General features: G+C 69.2%; 15 protein-coding genes. 7 read left to right on the plus strand and 8 right to left on the minus strand.

Going from position 1 to position 14,889, the window contains the following annotated elements:
• Positions 1-2 precede the first annotated feature (2 nt).
• The gene (locus G361_RS0127905) at positions 3-935 is read right to left on the minus strand and encodes a TIGR03564 family F420-dependent LLM class oxidoreductase (RefSeq protein ID WP_019930424.1); all 933 of its coding nucleotides are present in this window, start codon (positions 933-935) and stop codon (positions 3-5) included.
• A 205-nt stretch (positions 936-1,140) separates the two neighbouring features.
• Here G361_RS0127905 and G361_RS0127910 point away from each other — a divergent pair, with 205 nt between their 5' ends.
• On the plus strand, positions 1,141-2,493 hold the full coding sequence (locus tag G361_RS0127910) for a cytochrome P450 (RefSeq protein WP_019930425.1): 1,353 nt from the start codon (positions 1,141-1,143) through the stop codon (positions 2,491-2,493).
• Between the two features lie 13 nt (positions 2,494-2,506).
• Here the strand turns inward: G361_RS0127910 and G361_RS49745 are convergent, their stop codons facing one another.
• Entirely contained in the window at positions 2,507-2,680 is a 174-nt protein-coding gene (locus G361_RS49745) for a hypothetical protein (protein WP_019930426.1), read from the minus strand.
• Positions 2,681-2,852: 172 nt separating this feature from the next.
• Here G361_RS49745 and G361_RS0127920 point away from each other — a divergent pair, with 172 nt between their 5' ends.
• The 3 genes from G361_RS0127920 to G361_RS0127930 all read left to right on the plus strand — a co-directional run bounded on the left by G361_RS0127920 (position 2,853) and on the right by G361_RS0127930 (position 5,201).
• Complete coding sequence (locus G361_RS0127920) at positions 2,853-3,044, plus strand: bacterioferritin-associated ferredoxin (RefSeq protein WP_019930427.1); 192 nt, start codon at positions 2,853-2,855, stop codon at positions 3,042-3,044.
• Between the two features lie 58 nt (positions 3,045-3,102).
• Positions 3,103-3,585, plus strand: a complete 483-nt coding sequence (bfr, locus tag G361_RS0127925; RefSeq protein ID WP_019930428.1) for a bacterioferritin — start codon at positions 3,103-3,105, stop codon at positions 3,583-3,585.
• 155 nt (positions 3,586-3,740) lie between these two features.
• Positions 3,741-5,201, plus strand: coding sequence for an MFS transporter (locus G361_RS0127930; RefSeq protein WP_026343596.1), 1,461 nt, complete (start codon positions 3,741-3,743; stop codon positions 5,199-5,201).
• Between the two features lie 7 nt (positions 5,202-5,208).
• Here the strand turns inward: G361_RS0127930 and G361_RS0127935 are convergent, their stop codons facing one another.
• Together G361_RS0127935 and G361_RS0127940 are read right to left on the minus strand one after the other, a co-directional pair.
• Positions 5,209-5,859, minus strand: a complete 651-nt coding sequence (locus G361_RS0127935) for a hypothetical protein (protein ID WP_155981807.1) — start codon at positions 5,857-5,859, stop codon at positions 5,209-5,211.
• 67 nt (positions 5,860-5,926) lie between these two features.
• Positions 5,927-7,972, minus strand: coding sequence for a glycosyltransferase family 39 protein (locus G361_RS0127940; RefSeq protein ID WP_019930431.1), 2,046 nt, complete (start codon positions 7,970-7,972; stop codon positions 5,927-5,929).
• 155 nt (positions 7,973-8,127) lie between these two features.
• Here G361_RS0127940 and G361_RS0127945 point away from each other — a divergent pair, with 155 nt between their 5' ends.
• On the plus strand, positions 8,128-8,991 hold the full coding sequence (locus G361_RS0127945; RefSeq protein WP_019930432.1) for an alpha/beta hydrolase fold domain-containing protein: 864 nt from the start codon (positions 8,128-8,130) through the stop codon (positions 8,989-8,991).
• Here the strand turns inward: G361_RS0127945 and G361_RS0127950 are convergent.
• The 4 genes from G361_RS0127950 to G361_RS0127965 all read right to left on the minus strand — a co-directional run bounded on the left by G361_RS0127950 (position 8,988) and on the right by G361_RS0127965 (position 12,696).
• A complete protein-coding gene (locus G361_RS0127950) occupies positions 8,988-9,551 on the minus strand; it encodes a TetR/AcrR family transcriptional regulator (RefSeq protein WP_019930433.1) in 564 nt (187 codons plus the stop codon). The genes G361_RS0127945 and G361_RS0127950 overlap by 4 nt on opposite strands.
• A 69-nt stretch (positions 9,552-9,620) precedes the next feature.
• Complete coding sequence (locus G361_RS0127955; protein WP_019930434.1) at positions 9,621-10,892, minus strand: amidohydrolase family protein; 1,272 nt, start codon at positions 10,890-10,892, stop codon at positions 9,621-9,623.
• A complete protein-coding gene (locus tag G361_RS0127960) occupies positions 10,889-11,452 on the minus strand; it encodes a hypothetical protein (RefSeq protein WP_019930435.1) in 564 nt (187 codons plus the stop codon). The genes G361_RS0127955 and G361_RS0127960 overlap by 4 nt, the downstream gene beginning before the upstream one ends.
• A 26-nt stretch (positions 11,453-11,478) precedes the next feature.
• Positions 11,479-12,696 (minus strand): CaiB/BaiF CoA-transferase family protein, encoded by a 1,218-nt coding sequence (locus tag G361_RS0127965; protein WP_019930436.1) that lies wholly within the window; start codon positions 12,694-12,696, stop codon positions 11,479-11,481.
• Between the two features lie 217 nt (positions 12,697-12,913).
• Here G361_RS0127965 and G361_RS0127970 point away from each other — a divergent pair, with 217 nt between their 5' ends.
• On the plus strand, positions 12,914-13,681 hold the full coding sequence (locus G361_RS0127970; RefSeq protein WP_019930437.1) for an SDR family NAD(P)-dependent oxidoreductase: 768 nt from the start codon (positions 12,914-12,916) through the stop codon (positions 13,679-13,681).
• A gap of 22 nt (positions 13,682-13,703) precedes the next feature.
• On the plus strand, positions 13,704-14,834 hold the full coding sequence (locus tag G361_RS0127975; RefSeq protein ID WP_019930438.1) for an acyl-CoA dehydrogenase family protein: 1,131 nt from the start codon (positions 13,704-13,706) through the stop codon (positions 14,832-14,834).
• Positions 14,835-14,889 lie beyond the last annotated feature (55 nt).

A 14,889-nucleotide genomic window follows, 5' to 3' on the forward strand; every position in this document is an offset into this window, starting at 1 on the left:
GCTCAGGCGGTCAACTGCCCGAGCAGGGCGACGGTCCGGTCCCGCTCGGCGGCGTCGCCGAGCCCGGACCGGCTGACCCACAGTTCGGTGGCCCCCGCCCCGGCGTAGGCCCGCAACCCTTCGGCCACTTCCTCCTCGGTTCCGATCAGCGCGAGATCGGCAGCGCGAGTTACTTTTTCGCGATCGAGCGCGGCGCGGTAGGACGGGATGCCCTCGTAGAAGCCGAGTGCCGCCAGCGCCTGTTCGCGCAGTTCGGCGGCGCGGTCGGTGACCAGTGCGACCACCCCGGCGACCACCTGCGCGGCAGGCGCCTGCCGCGGCCGGGCGCGCTCGAGGCTCGGCAGGATGTGCGATTCCAGTGTGCGCGGACCGGTGAGGAACGGCAGTACACCGTCGGCGAGTTCGCCCGCGACCCGCAGCGCCTGCGGACCCAGCGCCGCCACCAGCAGCGGAACCTGTTGTCCGCCATGGACGGTCGTCGGCGATGTGGGCCGGGCGCGCAACGACTCACCGTCGATGTCGGCCCCGCCCTCCTCGATCAGCTGCCGCAGTGCGGTGAGGTATTCCCGCAGGCGCCGTACCGGTTTCGGCTCGCGGATGCCGTAGACCGCGTCCTCGATGGCGGCCGCGCCGAGGCCGAGGCCGAGCCGGAACCGCCCCCGCGACGCGGCCTGGACGGTCTGCGCCGCGGAGGCGACGACGACCGGATGCCGGGGGTTGATCGGCACCACCGAGGTACCGACGCCGATACCGTCCACCGCCTGCGCCACCACGCCGGCCAGCACCAGCGAATCCAGATCGAACCGCTGCCCGAACCACACCGAGCGCACTCCGGCGGCCCGCGCGGCCGTCACCTGATCGATCACGTCCGTGACGTCGTTGGCCGCCCCGGGCTCCGGCCACAGGGACACACCGATCGGAATTCCGATACCCATGACCGCCACCGTAGCCCGGCCCGGGTCCGGATCCCCGGATTACGACCATCCCGATCGGAACGATCGACAGCCCGCCAAAAGCGTGCTGAGCCAATGGCTCCCGGCCCCTCGACCCGCCGCCCTTGTGAACGGCCACTGCCCTGTAGTACCGTCCAGACAGGTGTCCAACATGGTGTCGGCAGGCACGCTACGGAGGGTTCGAACGATGACGTTGGTCCGGCCACGACAGGTTTCCGGCGGCGAGCACGAACACGGCCACCTGGAGGAGTTCCGCACCGATCCGATCGCGCTGATGCGCCGGGTCCGGCAGGAGTGCGGGGATGTCGGCTCGTTCCGGCTGGCGGACAAGGACGTCATCCTGCTGTCGGGCGCCGAGGCCAACGAATTCTTCTTCCGCTCCACCGACGAGGATCTCGACCAGAGCGCCGCCTATCCGTTCATGAAGCCCATCTTCGGCGAGGGCGTGGTGTTCGACGCCAGCCCCGAACGCCGCAAGGAGATGCTGCACAACCAGGCGCTGCGCGGCGATTTCATGCGCGGGCACGCGGAGACCATCGCCCGCGAGGTGAACCGGATGATCGCCGGCTGGGACGAGGCCGGCGAGATCGATCTGCTGGAGTTCTTCGCCGAGCTCACCATCTACACCTCCTCGGCCTGCCTGATCGGCGTGAAGTTCCGCGAGGAGCTCGACGGCCGGTTCGCGCACCTGTACCACGAGCTCGAACAGGGCACCGACGCGCTGTGCTACGTCGACCCGTACGCCCCCATCGACAGCTTCCGCCGCCGCGACGAGGCGCGCGCGCAGCTGGTCGACCTGGTGCAGGGCATCATGAACGACCGCATCGCGAATCCGCCCGCGGACAAGGCGGATCGGGACATGCTCGACGTCCTGGTGTCGATCCGGGACGAGGAGGGCGCGCTGCGCTTCTCCGCCAGCGAGGTGACCGGCATCTTCATCTCGATGATGTTCGCCGGGCACCACACCACCTCCGGTACCGCGGCGTGGACGGTGATCGAACTGCTGCGCAATCCGGGGGTGCTCGCCGCGGTGACCGCCGAGCTCGACGAGCTGTACGCGGACGGGCAGGACGTGAGTTTCCATGCGCTGCGCCAGATTCCGCAGCTGGACGCGGTCGTCAAGGAGACGCTGCGGCTGCATCCGCCGCTGATCATCCTGATGCGGGTGGCCCGCGACGAGTTCGAGGTGTGCGGAAACCGCATCGCACCGGGCGATCTGGTGGCCGCCACGCCCGCGATCTCCAACCGCCTGCCCGAGGACTTCCCGGATCCGGACGGCTTCGATCCGGGCCGCTATCTCGATCCGCGCCAGGAGGACCTGACCAATCGCTGGACCTGGATTCCGTTCGGGGCGGGCCGGCATCGCTGCGTCGGCGCCGCCTTCGCGCAGATGCAGCTGAAGGCGATCTTCTCGATCCTGCTGCGCGATTGGGAGTTCGAGATGGCCCAGCCATCCGACAGCTACCGCAACGACCACTCGAAGATGGTGGTGCAGTTGCAGCAGCCGTGCACGGTCCGCTACCGGCGCCGGGTGCGCTGACCGAATCCGGCGATCAGCCCTCGGGATCCGGTTCGGGAGCCCGGGGTGCCGGTCGCGGCGTGACCCGGATCACACCGCGGTCCAGATCCAGCGATTCGATCTCGAACGGCTGATCACCGGTACCGGCGTCTTCCTGGCTCTCCTTGCGGATCTTCGGCCCCGGAAAGAGCTCACCGATCTGTCCCATACGTCCACGGTACGTGGCCCGGCCGCCTCGCCGGCGACCGATCGTGACGGAAACTTGTTCGTCGCTATTGACGGGCATCCGGGTCCGGATGTTATAAATTTAGGCGAGGCTTACCTCGTGAAGACGAGCCTAACCTCGCCAGGTTGCCCACTGATGCGCTTCGAGGCCCGCCATGTACGTCTGTATCTGCAACGCCGTCACGGAATCGGACGTGCACGACTGCGTCGCCGCAGGCGCAGGCACGACCGGACAGGTCAAACGAGCGTGCGGGTGGAAGCCCGGATGCGGCAGCTGCACCACCCGCTTGGCCCAGATGGTGCGCGACGCGCGCAACAGCGACACGATCGAAACCACCGCCGCCTGACCCGACACACACAGTCGCATACCGCCAGTCATCGTGGCTTGTGCCACGATGACTAGTCATGGAAGGCGACAAGGAAATCATCGCGGTGCTCAACGAGCAACTGACCGCCGAACTGACGGCGATCAACCAGTACTTCCTGCACGCCAAGATGCAGGAGAACTGGGGTTTCACCAGGCTGGCGAGCCACACCCGGCACGAATCCATCGATGAGATGAAGCATGCGGAGACGCTGACCGACCGCATCCTGTTCCTCGAGGGCCTGCCGAACTACCAGAAGCTGAACATGCTGCGCATCGGGCAGACCGTGCCCGAGCAGCTGAAGGCCGATCTGCAGGTCGAGATGGAAGCCGTGGAGCGGCTGCGTCGCGGCATCGACCTCATGCGTTCCCGCGGCGACGTCACCTCCGCCCGCATCTTCGAGGAGATCCTCGCGGACGAGGAGAGCCACGTCGACTATCTCGAGACCGAACTCGATCTCATCGAGAAGCTCGGCGAGCCGCTGTACCTGCAGCGTTACACCAAGGCCAAGGACGACGACTGACCTCTCGCGACGAGCGACGCTGTCACCGCCGCCGGCCTCGCCGGTGACAGCACTGCCGTCGTGGAACCCTCTGCCACTCGCGCATGAGTTGCATCATGCACATCGTGTGTAGTAGCCATATAGTTAGGGTTGCTCAGCAGAGGGAAGTACCAGCCATGGCCATGCCCGTATCGACGGCCCGACCCCGTGCCCTCATGACGGTGCTCGTACTCGCGGGAATCACCGCATCGCTCACCCAGACCCTGGTGGTGCCCCTGCTGGGCCAGCTACCGCAGATCCTGCACACCAGTACGTCGAACGCCACCTGGGTGGTCACCGTGACGCTGCTGGTCAGCGCGGTCACCAATCCCGTCGCGGGGCGGCTGGGCGATCTGTACGGCAAACGCCGGATCCTGCTCATCTCCGTGGCCCTGCTGATCGCGGGCGCGGTGGTCTGCGCACTGGCGAGTTCGCTGGTGCCGATGATCATCGGCCGCAGCCTGCAGGGCATGGGTTCGGGCATCGTCGCGCTCGGGATCAGCGCGTTGCGCGATCTGCTGCCGCCCGAGCGGGTCGGCTCGGCGATCGCCCTGATCAGCTCCTCGCTCGGCGTCGGCGCGGCCCTGGGCCTGCCGATCGCGGCGACGGTGATGGAGAACAGCAACTGGCGCGTATTGTTCTGGGGCCTCGCGGGTTTGGCCGCGCTGATCGGCATCCTCATCGTCTTCATGGTCCCGGCCACCGATACCGGCGATCCCGAGGGCCGGTTCGACCCGCTCGGCGCGGTCGGGCTGGGTATCGGGCTGGTCACGCTGCTGCTGGCCGTCTCCAAGGGCGCCGCCTGGGGCTGGACCAGCGGCTCCATCCTGACGCTGATCGTGGTGGGCCTCGGATCGCTGGTGCTGTGGGGCTGGTGGGAGCTGCGCAGCCGCTATCCGCTGGTCGACCTGCGCACCACCGCCCGTCCCCAGGTGCTGCTGACCAACGCCGCCTCCTTCGTGGTCGCGATGGGCATGTACGCCCAGGCACTGCTGATCCCGCAGCTACTGCAGCTGCCGCTGGACACCGGATACGGCCTGGGCCAGTCGATGATGACGATGGGTCTGTGGATGGCGCCCAACGGCCTCACGATGGTGCTGATGTCGCCGGTGAGCGCGCGGCTGTCGGCCGCACGCGGGCCCAAGACGACCCTGCTGGTCGGCTGCCTGATCATCGCGACCGGATACGCGGCCTCCACGGTGATGCTCGCGCACACCTGGACGCTGCTGATCGTCACCATGATCATCTACACCGGTGTGGCCTTCTCCTACGGCGCCATGCCCGCGCTGATCATGGCGGCGGTGCCGCATTCGGAAACGGCCGCGGCCAACGGTTTCAACACCCTCATGCGGGCCGCGGGCACCTCGGTCTCGGCGGCGGTGGTCGGCGCGGTGCTGTCCCAGATGACCCGGAACTACCACGGCCACAGCATCCCCACCTCCGCGGGATTCCACACCGGGCTGCTGATCGGCTGCGGCGTGGCCATAATGGCCGCCGTCATCACCGCCACCATCCCGATCCGCAGCCGGCTCGCCGATGCCGAGCCGGAACCCGAACCCGTCGTGCCCGCGCCGGCCGCGCTGCGCGTGGACGGCTGAGCCGGATTCAGGCGGGCATCCGCGGCCACGGATAGAACGCCAGGTGCAGCAGGAGGAGCACCAGCAGCGCCAGGAGTACCGCGGCCAGCGGATGCGCCCGGCGCTCCAGATAGCCGATCGTGCGGAACAGGGTGGGGAACGGCACTTCTCGCGCCCGGAACGCCGCCAGCAGACTCGGCACGACCACCCACATCACCGCGATCGCGCCGTACAGCACGTACGCGCCGACATAGGTGCCCGGATGCGTCTGCCGGGCCCCGACGGCGAACCCGACCCCCACCACCAGCGTGGCGATCGCGGCGACCAGATAGCCGCCCATGCCCTGATAGCGGACCACACCGGGGTCGGGGGTCATCCGCCCGTTGGCGGTGACCTGCCGCCCGCCGACCACACCGGCCCGCTCCGGATTCGTGATCAGTTGCGGCACAGCATAATAGGCGAGCACGACGATCACGAACACCACGACTAACCGAACCCACGAGTGCTGGGTCTCCAGGTGGCCGACGGTCGCGGAGATGGTCGGCAGATCCGCGACCCGGAACACCGCGATCAACTCCGGCACCAGGATCACCGATCCGGCCAGGCCCCACATGAGGTATCCCCAGAACTCCGCCGACCGCCCACCCGTCACCGGCCGCACGGCAACCGCATCTGTCATGGGATCGGTCTACCACCGCGATTCGACACCGGCACCATTTGCGCCGAATGTCCAGGTCGCCCACCGGTCAGTGTGCGGGGACCGTCAGGTCGTAGACGGCGACGCCGTCCACCGTGGCGGCGGTGTAGTGCTGCTGCACCCAGGCGGTGATCTTCGCGCTCTCGGTGTCGCGGTCGTTGCCGAAACCGCGACTGCCACCGAGGAAGTAGTGGATCCTGCCCTGCGCCACGTACTCCTGGAACTTCGCCAGGGTCGGCGCCGGGTCACCGCCGCTGAACCCGCCGATCGACATCACCGAGACCTCGCTCTCCAGTTGATAGGAGTTGGCCGAATGTGAGGAGACGGCCGCTCCGGCCCAGGTGTAGGAACCGGCGTTCTCCTGCAGCATCGCGATCACCTGCTCGCTCGGCTTCGCGCCGAAGCCGAACCCGCCGCCGGGACCGCCCGCGGTATTCCCGCCCGGCGCACCGGGATTCGCGCCACCACCGTTCGGGACCGGTGCGACCGGGCGGCCGGTGCGGCCCGATCCGGGGGCGCCGTTGCCTGCCGGACCGGTATCACCCGCGTCGTTGCGGGCGACCGCACCGCCCGGGTTCGGGGCGCCCGGTCCGCCACCGCGGGGACCGCCGCCGAACCCGCCCCGGCCGGGCACCCGCGGCCCGGCCGACGTACCGCCGCCGCCGTGTGCGACGGCCAGAGTGTCCGCGGTGTAGGCGATCTGGCCGGCGAGGCCGACGAATACCGCCGCCAGGCCCGCGATCACCAGGGCGCGGCCGCGCAGCGGCAGCAGCATCGCCACGGTCGCCACCACACCCGCGATCAGCACGGTCCAGCGCAACCACCCGAAGAAGTCCGGTGTCCGGGACAGGATCGACCAGGCCGTCACCACCGTAAGAGCCACGCTCAGCGCCAGTGCCGCACGCACCCACGGCCGTTCGCGCTCGCGCCAGAGCAGCACGCTGCCGCCGCCGATCAGCGCCGCGACCGCCGGGGCCGTCGTCATCGTGTAGTAGGAGTGGAAGGTACCGGTCATGAAGCTGAAGACCAGTCCGGACACCAGCAGCCAGCCGCCCCACAGCAGCAGGGCCGCCCGCTGCTCGTCGGTGCGCGAATGTCCTTCCGTCGCAACCGAACCCGCGGTGATGCGGCCGCGCAGCGCCAGGCCCGCCAGCAGCAGTACCAGCGCCGCCGGGATCAGCCAGGTGATCTGCCCGGCCAGTTCGGGCTGGAACAGCCGGGTGATGCCCGGACTCCCGGAGCGCGGGCCGCCGCCCTCGGAGTTCAGTCGCTGAATTCCGTTGTAGCCCAAGGTCAGATCGAGAACCGAGTTGTCGTCGGAGCCGCCGATGTACGGCCGGGAGCCGGCCGGCCACAACTGCGCGATCAGCACCCACCAGCCGGCGGCGAGCACCAGACCCGCACCGGCGGCGCACAATTGGCCGATCCGGATGCCGAACCGGCGCGGCCCGGCCACCAGATAGGCCAGCGCGAGCCCGGGTACGACCAGCATCACCTGCAATTGCTTTGCCAGGAAACCGAATCCGATGAACACGCCGGTGAGCACCAGCCACCGCCAGCGTCCGTCGGCCAGCGCCCGGGTCATCGCCCAGGCCGCCGCGACGATCAGGAAGGTCAGCATCGCGTCCGGGTTGTTGTACCGGAACATCAACGCCGCCACCGGAGTCAGCGCCAGCACCAGACCGGCGAGCAGGCCCGCGCCGGGGCCGAACGGCCGCCGCACGGTGGCCCACAGCACCGCCACCGACGCGACGCCGAGCAGCACCTCCGGCATCAGCATGCTGAAGCTGCCGAATCCGAACAGCCTGGCGGACAACTCCATCGGCCACAACGACAGCGGCGTCTTGTCGACGGTGACGATGTTGCCGGGGTCCAGTGATCCGAAGAAGAACGCCTTCCACGACCGCGCGCCGGATTGCACGGCCGCCGCGTAGAACTCGTTGGCCCATCCGGCCGCGGTCAGCTTCCAGAAGTAGGCGACAGCGGTGCCGATCAGCAGCAGGGCCAGGCCGGGCAGTTCCCAGCGCGGCCGTGGCGAGGGAGCCGGACTCGCCGTCTCCGGCGGCACGTCGGCTCGCGTGACAGTCTCGGTCATGGTGCCGATTCTCGGCAGCCTCACTCCGGCCCGCCTGAGGTGTCGCTGCGAATACGCTGTGAGCCGATCCGGCGCTTCGACCAGGCCATACCGCAGATGCCGGTGGCATCCGGCAACCGATATGCTGCCACCACCGCCGGAGAGGAACAGTACGGATGAGCGTGCAGATGGACGCAGTGGCCGTGTACATGCGGATGACGACGCAACGCCGTATGAGCACCCCGCAGCGCGCCCGGGAGCGGATCGCCGCACCGAAGGGCTCCGCACTGCCGCCGGCCCGGCTGCGCGGCCGCCACCGCGTCGAACGGCGCACCGAGGGCGGCTTCACCTGCTACACGATCACGCCGCGGCACCGGACCGTCGAACGCAGCGCCCTCTACCTGCACGGCGGCGGCTACATCTCGGAGATCGTGCGGCAGCACTGGGCACTGATCGCCCAGCTGGCCGACGCGGGCGTCCGGGTGGAGGTGCCGATCTACGGGCTGGCGCCCCAGCACGACTATCGCGAGGCCTACGACTTCCTGACCGCCGTCTACCGCCGGGCCGCGACCGCGCCGGACGCCACGCCGATGACGATCCTCGGGGATTCCGCCGGTGGCGGGCTCGCGCTCGGCTTCACCCAGACCCTGCCCCGGCGGCAACTGCCGCCGCCGGCCCGGCTGATCCTGATCGCGCCCTGGCTGGATCTCACCGTCGCCAATCCCGACGCCGCCGCGATCCGCGACCCCTGGCTCAGCCGTACCGGACTGCTCGCCGCGGGCACCGCCTGGGCCGCGGGCGACGATCTCGCCGATCCCCGCCTGAGCCCGATCAACGGCCCGCTGTCCGCCCTGCCGCCGACCGACGTCTACATCGGCACCCGGGACCTGTTCTATCCCGACGCGTTACTGCTGCGGCAGCGTTCCGCCACCGTCTCGGTGACCGTGTGCCAGGGCGCAATCCACGTGTATCCGCTGGTCCCCGTCCCGGAGGGCCGGGCCGCGGCCAAGGTGATCGTCGAGACCGTCGCGAACGCCTAGGGCGCGCAGGCCCGCGCGGCGGTCAGCACCATGTCGACCACGGTCTCGGCGTACCCGCCGCGCACCGATTTCCGTTCGAAGTGGGCGCGGTAGACCACCGGGCCCATCAGCAGATCGATGAGCAGTCCCACCTCGGTGGCCGGCGGCAGCTCGCCGCGATCGACACCGCGGCGCAGCACCCGTTCGTAGGTGCCGCGGGCGTCGGCGACCGAATTACGGCGGACCTCCTCGAGTTCCGGCTCCCGGGTGGCCGCGTCGATGAACGAGGCGAACACCCGGCCGCTGTCGCGACTGGACACATAGGTGACCAGCTGCCGGACCAGCACCAGCAGATCCTCCCGCAGCGATCCGGTGTCCGGCTCGTCCACCGGCCGCTGGATCGAGGTGATCGCGGCGTGTACCAGCTGCGCGCGGGAACCCCAGCGCCGATAGATGGTCGCCTTGCTCACGCCCGCCGCGGCGGCCACGGTGTCGACGGCCAAGCCGCCGACGCCGTGTTCGGCCAGGATGTCGATCGTCGCGCGCAGGATCAGTTCTTCCGAGGCGAGCGGGCGCGGCACAGGCGGTCCTTTCGACGGGCTGACGAAGCACTGCGCGGGTAATGGTCCGCGACGTCCCGGAACGTACGGTCAGAAGGTACCGATACCGGCGGCTTCGTTGCGTTCGCGCCATCGGGTTTTCGACATGCGGGTGACGTCGACGTCGGTGGCCGCGGCCCGCAGCGCGCCGACGGTGGCCTGCTCCTTCGGGGTGTGCCGGAACGGATCCCAGTCGAAGAACCGGCAGGCGTTCTGCCAGGTGATCTTGTGGATCTCGTCGGGAGTCACACCGGCCTCCCGGAATTCAGCCCAGGCGAATTCCGGGGATTCGGGCCAGGTGGTGTCGGTGTGCGGGTAGTCGCACTCCCACGCGATGATGTCGGTACCGATCCGGTCGCGCAGCAGCAGGCCCGACGGATCGGTGATGTAGCAGGCCAGGATGTGTTCCTTGAACACCTCACTGGGCAGCTTCCCGCCGAAGTCGTTGCCGCCGTGCAGCCACGCCTGATTGGTGAAATGCCGGTCCACCCGGTCGAAGTAGAAGGGGATCCAGCCGATCCCGCCCTCGGACAACGCGACCCGCAGGGTCGGGAACTTCCGCAGCGTCGGGCCGAACAGCAGATCCTGCGCGGTGATCGCGGAGATCTGGCAGGCCAGCACCATCAAGTGGTCGACGGGGGCCTCGTCGGGGCGTCTGATCACGTCGAACCCGGCACCGATGTGCAGCGAGAGCACCATGTTCTCCTCGCACAGGGCCTCGAGCATCGGATCCCAGTGCCCGGACAGGAAACTCGGGAAACCCTGGACGTGCGGGGTCTCCAGGAAGCTGATCGACCGGCAGCCCTTGCGGGCCAGGCGGCGGACCTCGGCGACGGCGAGGTCCACATCCCACATCGGCACGATGCCCAGGGGGATGAACCGGCCCGGGTAGGTGCCGCACCATTCGTCGACGGCCCAGTCGTTGTAGGCCTGCAACATCACCAGCGCCAATTCCTTGTCCCGCGCCTCGTGGAAGGTGCGGGCATTGAATCCGGCCATGGTCGGGAAACACATCGACGCGAGCACACCGTTGGCGTTCATGTCCCGCACACGCTCGTGCACATCGAAACAGCCCGGCCGCAGTTCGCTGTAGGCGCCGGGGTTGAAACCCCACTCCTCCTTGGGCCAGCCGACGGTCGCGGCCATCCCGAACGGGGTGGAGGTGGCCTCGCCCTGGAACACCCACTCGTCCACACCCTGGGCGTTGCGGACGACCTTGGGCGCGTCGTCCTTCCATTTCGCCGGTACGTGATTGGCGTACATGGTCGGCGGTTCGATCATGTGGTCATCGATACTGACCAGAATCATGTCCTCGAGATTCATGGCAACTCCTTCGAGGTTCGAGCGATGCGAGCGTGGGTCGACGGAAACGGGATCACCGTGGCCGATACGGCGGCACGGTGGAATCGCTCGACCCGGTCGACCCGGCGCGCGCCGGCCCCGACCGCGACGAGCGCCTGGGCTTTGAAAGCCATTGCGGCGGAACTCAATCGGTATTCGAAGGGATCCTGATCCGAGCTGCCGGCGGCATTCCAGGAGCGGACCTCGGTGCGACCGCGGTCGCGGGCGGCGGCGACCAGTTCGCGGACCTGCGGATCCGCCCGGTACAGCGCGGCGTCGACGGCCAGGGCCTGCGGGCCCGGTGCGTCGAGCGCCGCGTCCAGCCGGTGCAGCCCGGCGACATGGGTACCGAGGATGCGCAGCGATCGCCCGTTACCGCGCTCGGCGACCAGTGCGTACACCATCCAGCCCGCCATCACCTGGTCGAACAGCCATCCGCCCGCGTGCCGGACCACCTGCTCGGGGTCGGCCGCGACGACGACCAGGCGGTGCCGCAACCCGCACCGGCGGTCGGGCGGGGTGGTCGTGGTGGCCGGGCGCATGGCAACTCCCTTCGGCTGCACGGCGATCAGGCGACGATGCCGCGAACCTTCAGGTCCACGACGGTATCCCAGTCCAGGCCGAGTTCGGCGAGGATCGCGTCACCGTGCTCGTTGAACTCCGGCGCGCGGCCGGGCACCGGTGGTTGCTCGCCGTACTGGACGGGTGCGGCGGCCATCTTGAACGGGGTGCCCGTGGCCGTACGGCATTCCTGCACGTAGCCGTTCGCGACCACCTGGGGATCGGACAGCAGTTCCAGCGTGGTCTGCACCGCCGTCCACTGACCGCTGAATCCGGCCAGCGCGGTACGCCATTCGTCGAGGGGACGAGACGCGAAGACCTCGTTGAGGATTTCGACCGCCTCGGCGCAGTTCTGCTGCAGCCCGGCATGATCGGCGAAGCGCGGATCGGTGGCCAGATCCGGCCGGCCGATCAGCTCGCACGCCTCGGCCCAGTACCGGCCCGCCTGCAGACAGCACAGCGACAGCCAGCGCCCGTCCTGGGTGAGGTAGTTTCCGACCAGCGGGTTCAGCCGCGCGCGACCCTCCGGCGGCGGCATCCACGGCACGTTCATCAGCAGCGACAGCGCGACCGCCTGGCCCATCGCCCAGATGCCGGTGCCCAGCAGCGAGACGTCGACGGTGGTGGCCTCGCCGGTGCGCTCGCGGTGGAACAGCGCGCCCATGATGCCGCCGGCGATGGTCATACCGCCGATGGAATCGCCGAAGCCGGGGGCGGGCGGGCTGGGCACGTGGCCGTAGGACGGCTGTGCCATCGCCATCGCGACACCCGGCCGGGCCCAGAACGCGAGCGAGTCGTAGGACCCGGCGTCGGCCTCCGGTCCCCGCTCGCCCTGGCCGGTGCCGCGCACGTAGATGATGTCCGGGTTGTGCTCGCGGATGGTGTCCACATCGATCTGCAACTTCTGCCGCACCCGCGGCAGCTTGTTGGTCAGGAACACGTCGGCGGTGGCCGCGAGCCGGTAGAGGATCGCCCGGCCCTCGTCGGAGTTCAGGTCCAGCCCCAGGCTCTTCTTGCCGCGATTGGAGTGTTCCAGCAGTACGTGGACGTCGGAGGGAATGTTCACCACGCCGGTCGCGCCGAGTCCGCGCATCGCGTCGCCGCGCTCGACGTGCTCGATCTTGATCACTTCGGCGCCCCAGTCGGACAGCAGGGCCGACGCCGCGGGGACGAAGGTGTGCTCGGCGACTTCGAGGATGCGCACACCCTGCATGACTTCGGTCATCTACGACCACCCATCGGACTTGCGAGACGAGACTGTCTCGTTTACTTTCGCGGTCCGCGGACATATAGTCAAGACCACGGCAACGCTCGGGCACGCTCCCCCTGCCTGCTGAATATCACTGTCTTTCAACGCTTTTCGAGGCTCTCGGAGCCGTCGCATTGCGCGGGGAGAACAACCGCGGCCCGGTCGGCGCCGGCCGCAGGAACGGGAGAGAGCAATGCAGCTGGAGGGATCGTCCGCCCTGGTGGTCGGCGGGGCCGGTGGCTTCGGCGCGGCTACCGTGCGGCGACTGGCCGAGGCGGGGGCACACGTGGTGATCGCCGACCTCAACGACGAGCGCGGTAAGGCCCTGGCCGCCGAGCTCGGCGCCGGCGCCGATTATGTGCGCACCGACGTCACCAGCGACGATTCGGTGCGCGAGGCCATCGCCACCGCCACCTCCGCGGCGCCGCTGCGTACCGTGGTGATCGTGCACGGCGGGCCGGTCGCCGCCCGGCGCATCGTCAACCGCGCCGGTGAGCCCTATTCCGCGGACATCTTCGCCCGCACCCTGGACATCTACCTCACCGGCACCTATCGGGTGCTCAGCCTCACCGCCGCCGCGATGACCGCCAACGAGCCACTGGATTCCGGCCAGCGCGGCGTCATCATCGCGACCGCGAGTATCGCGGGCTTCGAAGGTCAAGTGGGACAGAGCGACTACTCGGCGGCCAAGGGCGGCGTCATCGGCCTGACCCTCACCGCCGCGCGCGATCTGGCGCCCACCGGCATCCGGGTCATGACGATCGCCCCGGGCACCTTCTACACACCCGCCTACGGCCCGGACGAGGCCGCGGTGCAGGCGAAATGGGGCCCGTCGGTCCCGAACCCGAAGCGCATGGGCAGTGCCGACGAATACGCGCGGCTCGCCCTGCACATCGCGGACAACGACTATCTGAACGGCACCGTGATCCGCATCGACGGCGCGCTGCGGTTCAACATCTGAGAAGTGCGGGAGTTGTGGGCCCATGTTGTGGGAGTTGAATGCTGATCAGGAGTTCTTCCGGGACACCACCGCGAAGTTCCTGAGCGAGCGGGTACCGGTGGAGGCGATCCGGCGCCGCCGTCACGAGACGGACGCCTTCGACGCCGAATACTGGCGTCGCGGTGCGGATCTGGGCTGGACCTCGCTGCTGGTCGGCGAGGAGGCCGGCGGCGGCAGCATCAGCGGTGATCCGGTGGTGGATCTGACGCTGATCGCCTACGAGTTCGGCCGCGCCGCCGCCCCCGGGCCGTTGACGTCGGCCAATGTGGTGGCCGCCGCGCTGAGCGGCGCCGGATCGCATCCGGAGGTGGTGGCGGATCTGCTCTCGGGCGCCACCGTCGCGGGGTGGGCACACGCCGAACCGCGCGGCGGCATCGGCGCGGTCGGCCTGGAGATCCGGGCCGACGGTGCGGAGCTGGTGCTCGACGGGGTGAAGCGCCCGGTCGAGGCGGCCGGGCAGGCCGGCTGGTTCCTGGTGAGCGGCCGCACCGGCGACGGGCTCACCCAGGTGCTGGTGCCCGCCGACGCCCCCGGCGTCTCGGTCGCCGCACTGCAGACGGTGGACCTGACCGGCCGGTTCGGCACGGTGACCTTCGACGGGGTCCGGGTGCCGCGCGACGCGGTCGTCGGCGAGATCGGCGGCGCCGCAGCGCAACTGGAGTATCAACTGCAACTGGCCCTGGTGATCCAGGCGGCCGAGACCGTCGGCGCGATGCAACGCGGCTTCGACATGACCGTCGAATGGGCCGCCGATCGTTACTCCTTCGGCCGGCCGCTGGCCTCCTATCAGGCCATCAAACATCGCTTCGCCGATCTGAAGTCGTGGCTCGAGGCCTCGCACGCGATCGCCGACAGCGCGGCGGCCGCGGTCTCCGCACGGGCCGCCGGCGCGGGCGAACTGGTCAGCGTCGCCAAGGCCTACATCGGCGAATACGGCCTGGAACTGTTGCAGGACTGCGTGCAACTGCACGGCGGTATCGGCCTGACCTTCGAGCACGATCTGCATCTGTTCCTGCGCCGCGCCACCGTCGACCGCGCGCTGCACGGCACCCCGGCGCAGCACCGGGCGCGGATCGCGCAATTCGTCATCGATCGGGAAGGTAGTGCGGCATGAGCGGTCGAGGGCCGGAGGCGGCAGCGGAGCGTGACCACGTAGGCCCGCCGCACAT

Origin of the sequence: Nocardia sp. BMG111209 (genome assembly GCF_000381925.1) — a bacterium.
Classification (GTDB): Bacteria; Actinomycetota; Actinomycetes; order Mycobacteriales; family Mycobacteriaceae; genus Nocardia.

What these genes read in the sequence shown, in the direction of transcription:
- G361_RS0127940 (WP_019930431.1), bottom strand. Translation starts at nt 7,972, where the DNA reads ATGACCGAGACTGTCACGCGAGCCGACGTGCCGCCGGAGACGGCGAGT.
- bfr (WP_019930428.1), top strand. Translation starts at nt 3,103, where the DNA reads ATGGAAGGCGACAAGGAAATCATCGCGGTGCTCAACGAGCAACTGACC.
- G361_RS0127910 (WP_019930425.1), top strand. Translation starts at nt 1,141, where the DNA reads ATGACGTTGGTCCGGCCACGACAGGTTTCCGGCGGCGAGCACGAACAC.
- G361_RS0127965 (WP_019930436.1), bottom strand. Translation starts at nt 12,696, where the DNA reads ATGACCGAAGTCATGCAGGGTGTGCGCATCCTCGAAGTCGCCGAGCAC.
- G361_RS49745 (WP_019930426.1), bottom strand. Translation starts at nt 2,680, where the DNA reads ATGGGACAGATCGGTGAGCTCTTTCCGGGGCCGAAGATCCGCAAGGAG.
- G361_RS0127970 (WP_019930437.1), top strand. Translation starts at nt 12,914, where the DNA reads ATGCAGCTGGAGGGATCGTCCGCCCTGGTGGTCGGCGGGGCCGGTGGC.
- G361_RS0127975 (WP_019930438.1), top strand. Translation starts at nt 13,704, where the DNA reads ATGTTGTGGGAGTTGAATGCTGATCAGGAGTTCTTCCGGGACACCACC.
- G361_RS0127960 (WP_019930435.1), bottom strand. Translation starts at nt 11,452, where the DNA reads ATGCGCCCGGCCACCACGACCACCCCGCCCGACCGCCGGTGCGGGTTG.
- G361_RS0127920 (WP_019930427.1), top strand. Translation starts at nt 2,853, where the DNA reads ATGTACGTCTGTATCTGCAACGCCGTCACGGAATCGGACGTGCACGAC.
- G361_RS0127935 (WP_155981807.1), bottom strand. Translation starts at nt 5,859, where the DNA reads ATGACAGATGCGGTTGCCGTGCGGCCGGTGACGGGTGGGCGGTCGGCG.
- G361_RS0127930 (WP_026343596.1), top strand. Translation starts at nt 3,741, where the DNA reads ATGGCCATGCCCGTATCGACGGCCCGACCCCGTGCCCTCATGACGGTG.
- G361_RS0127905 (WP_019930424.1), bottom strand. Translation starts at nt 935, where the DNA reads ATGGGTATCGGAATTCCGATCGGTGTGTCCCTGTGGCCGGAGCCCGGG.
- G361_RS0127945 (WP_019930432.1), top strand. Translation starts at nt 8,128, where the DNA reads ATGAGCGTGCAGATGGACGCAGTGGCCGTGTACATGCGGATGACGACG.
- G361_RS0127955 (WP_019930434.1), bottom strand. Translation starts at nt 10,892, where the DNA reads ATGAATCTCGAGGACATGATTCTGGTCAGTATCGATGACCACATGATC.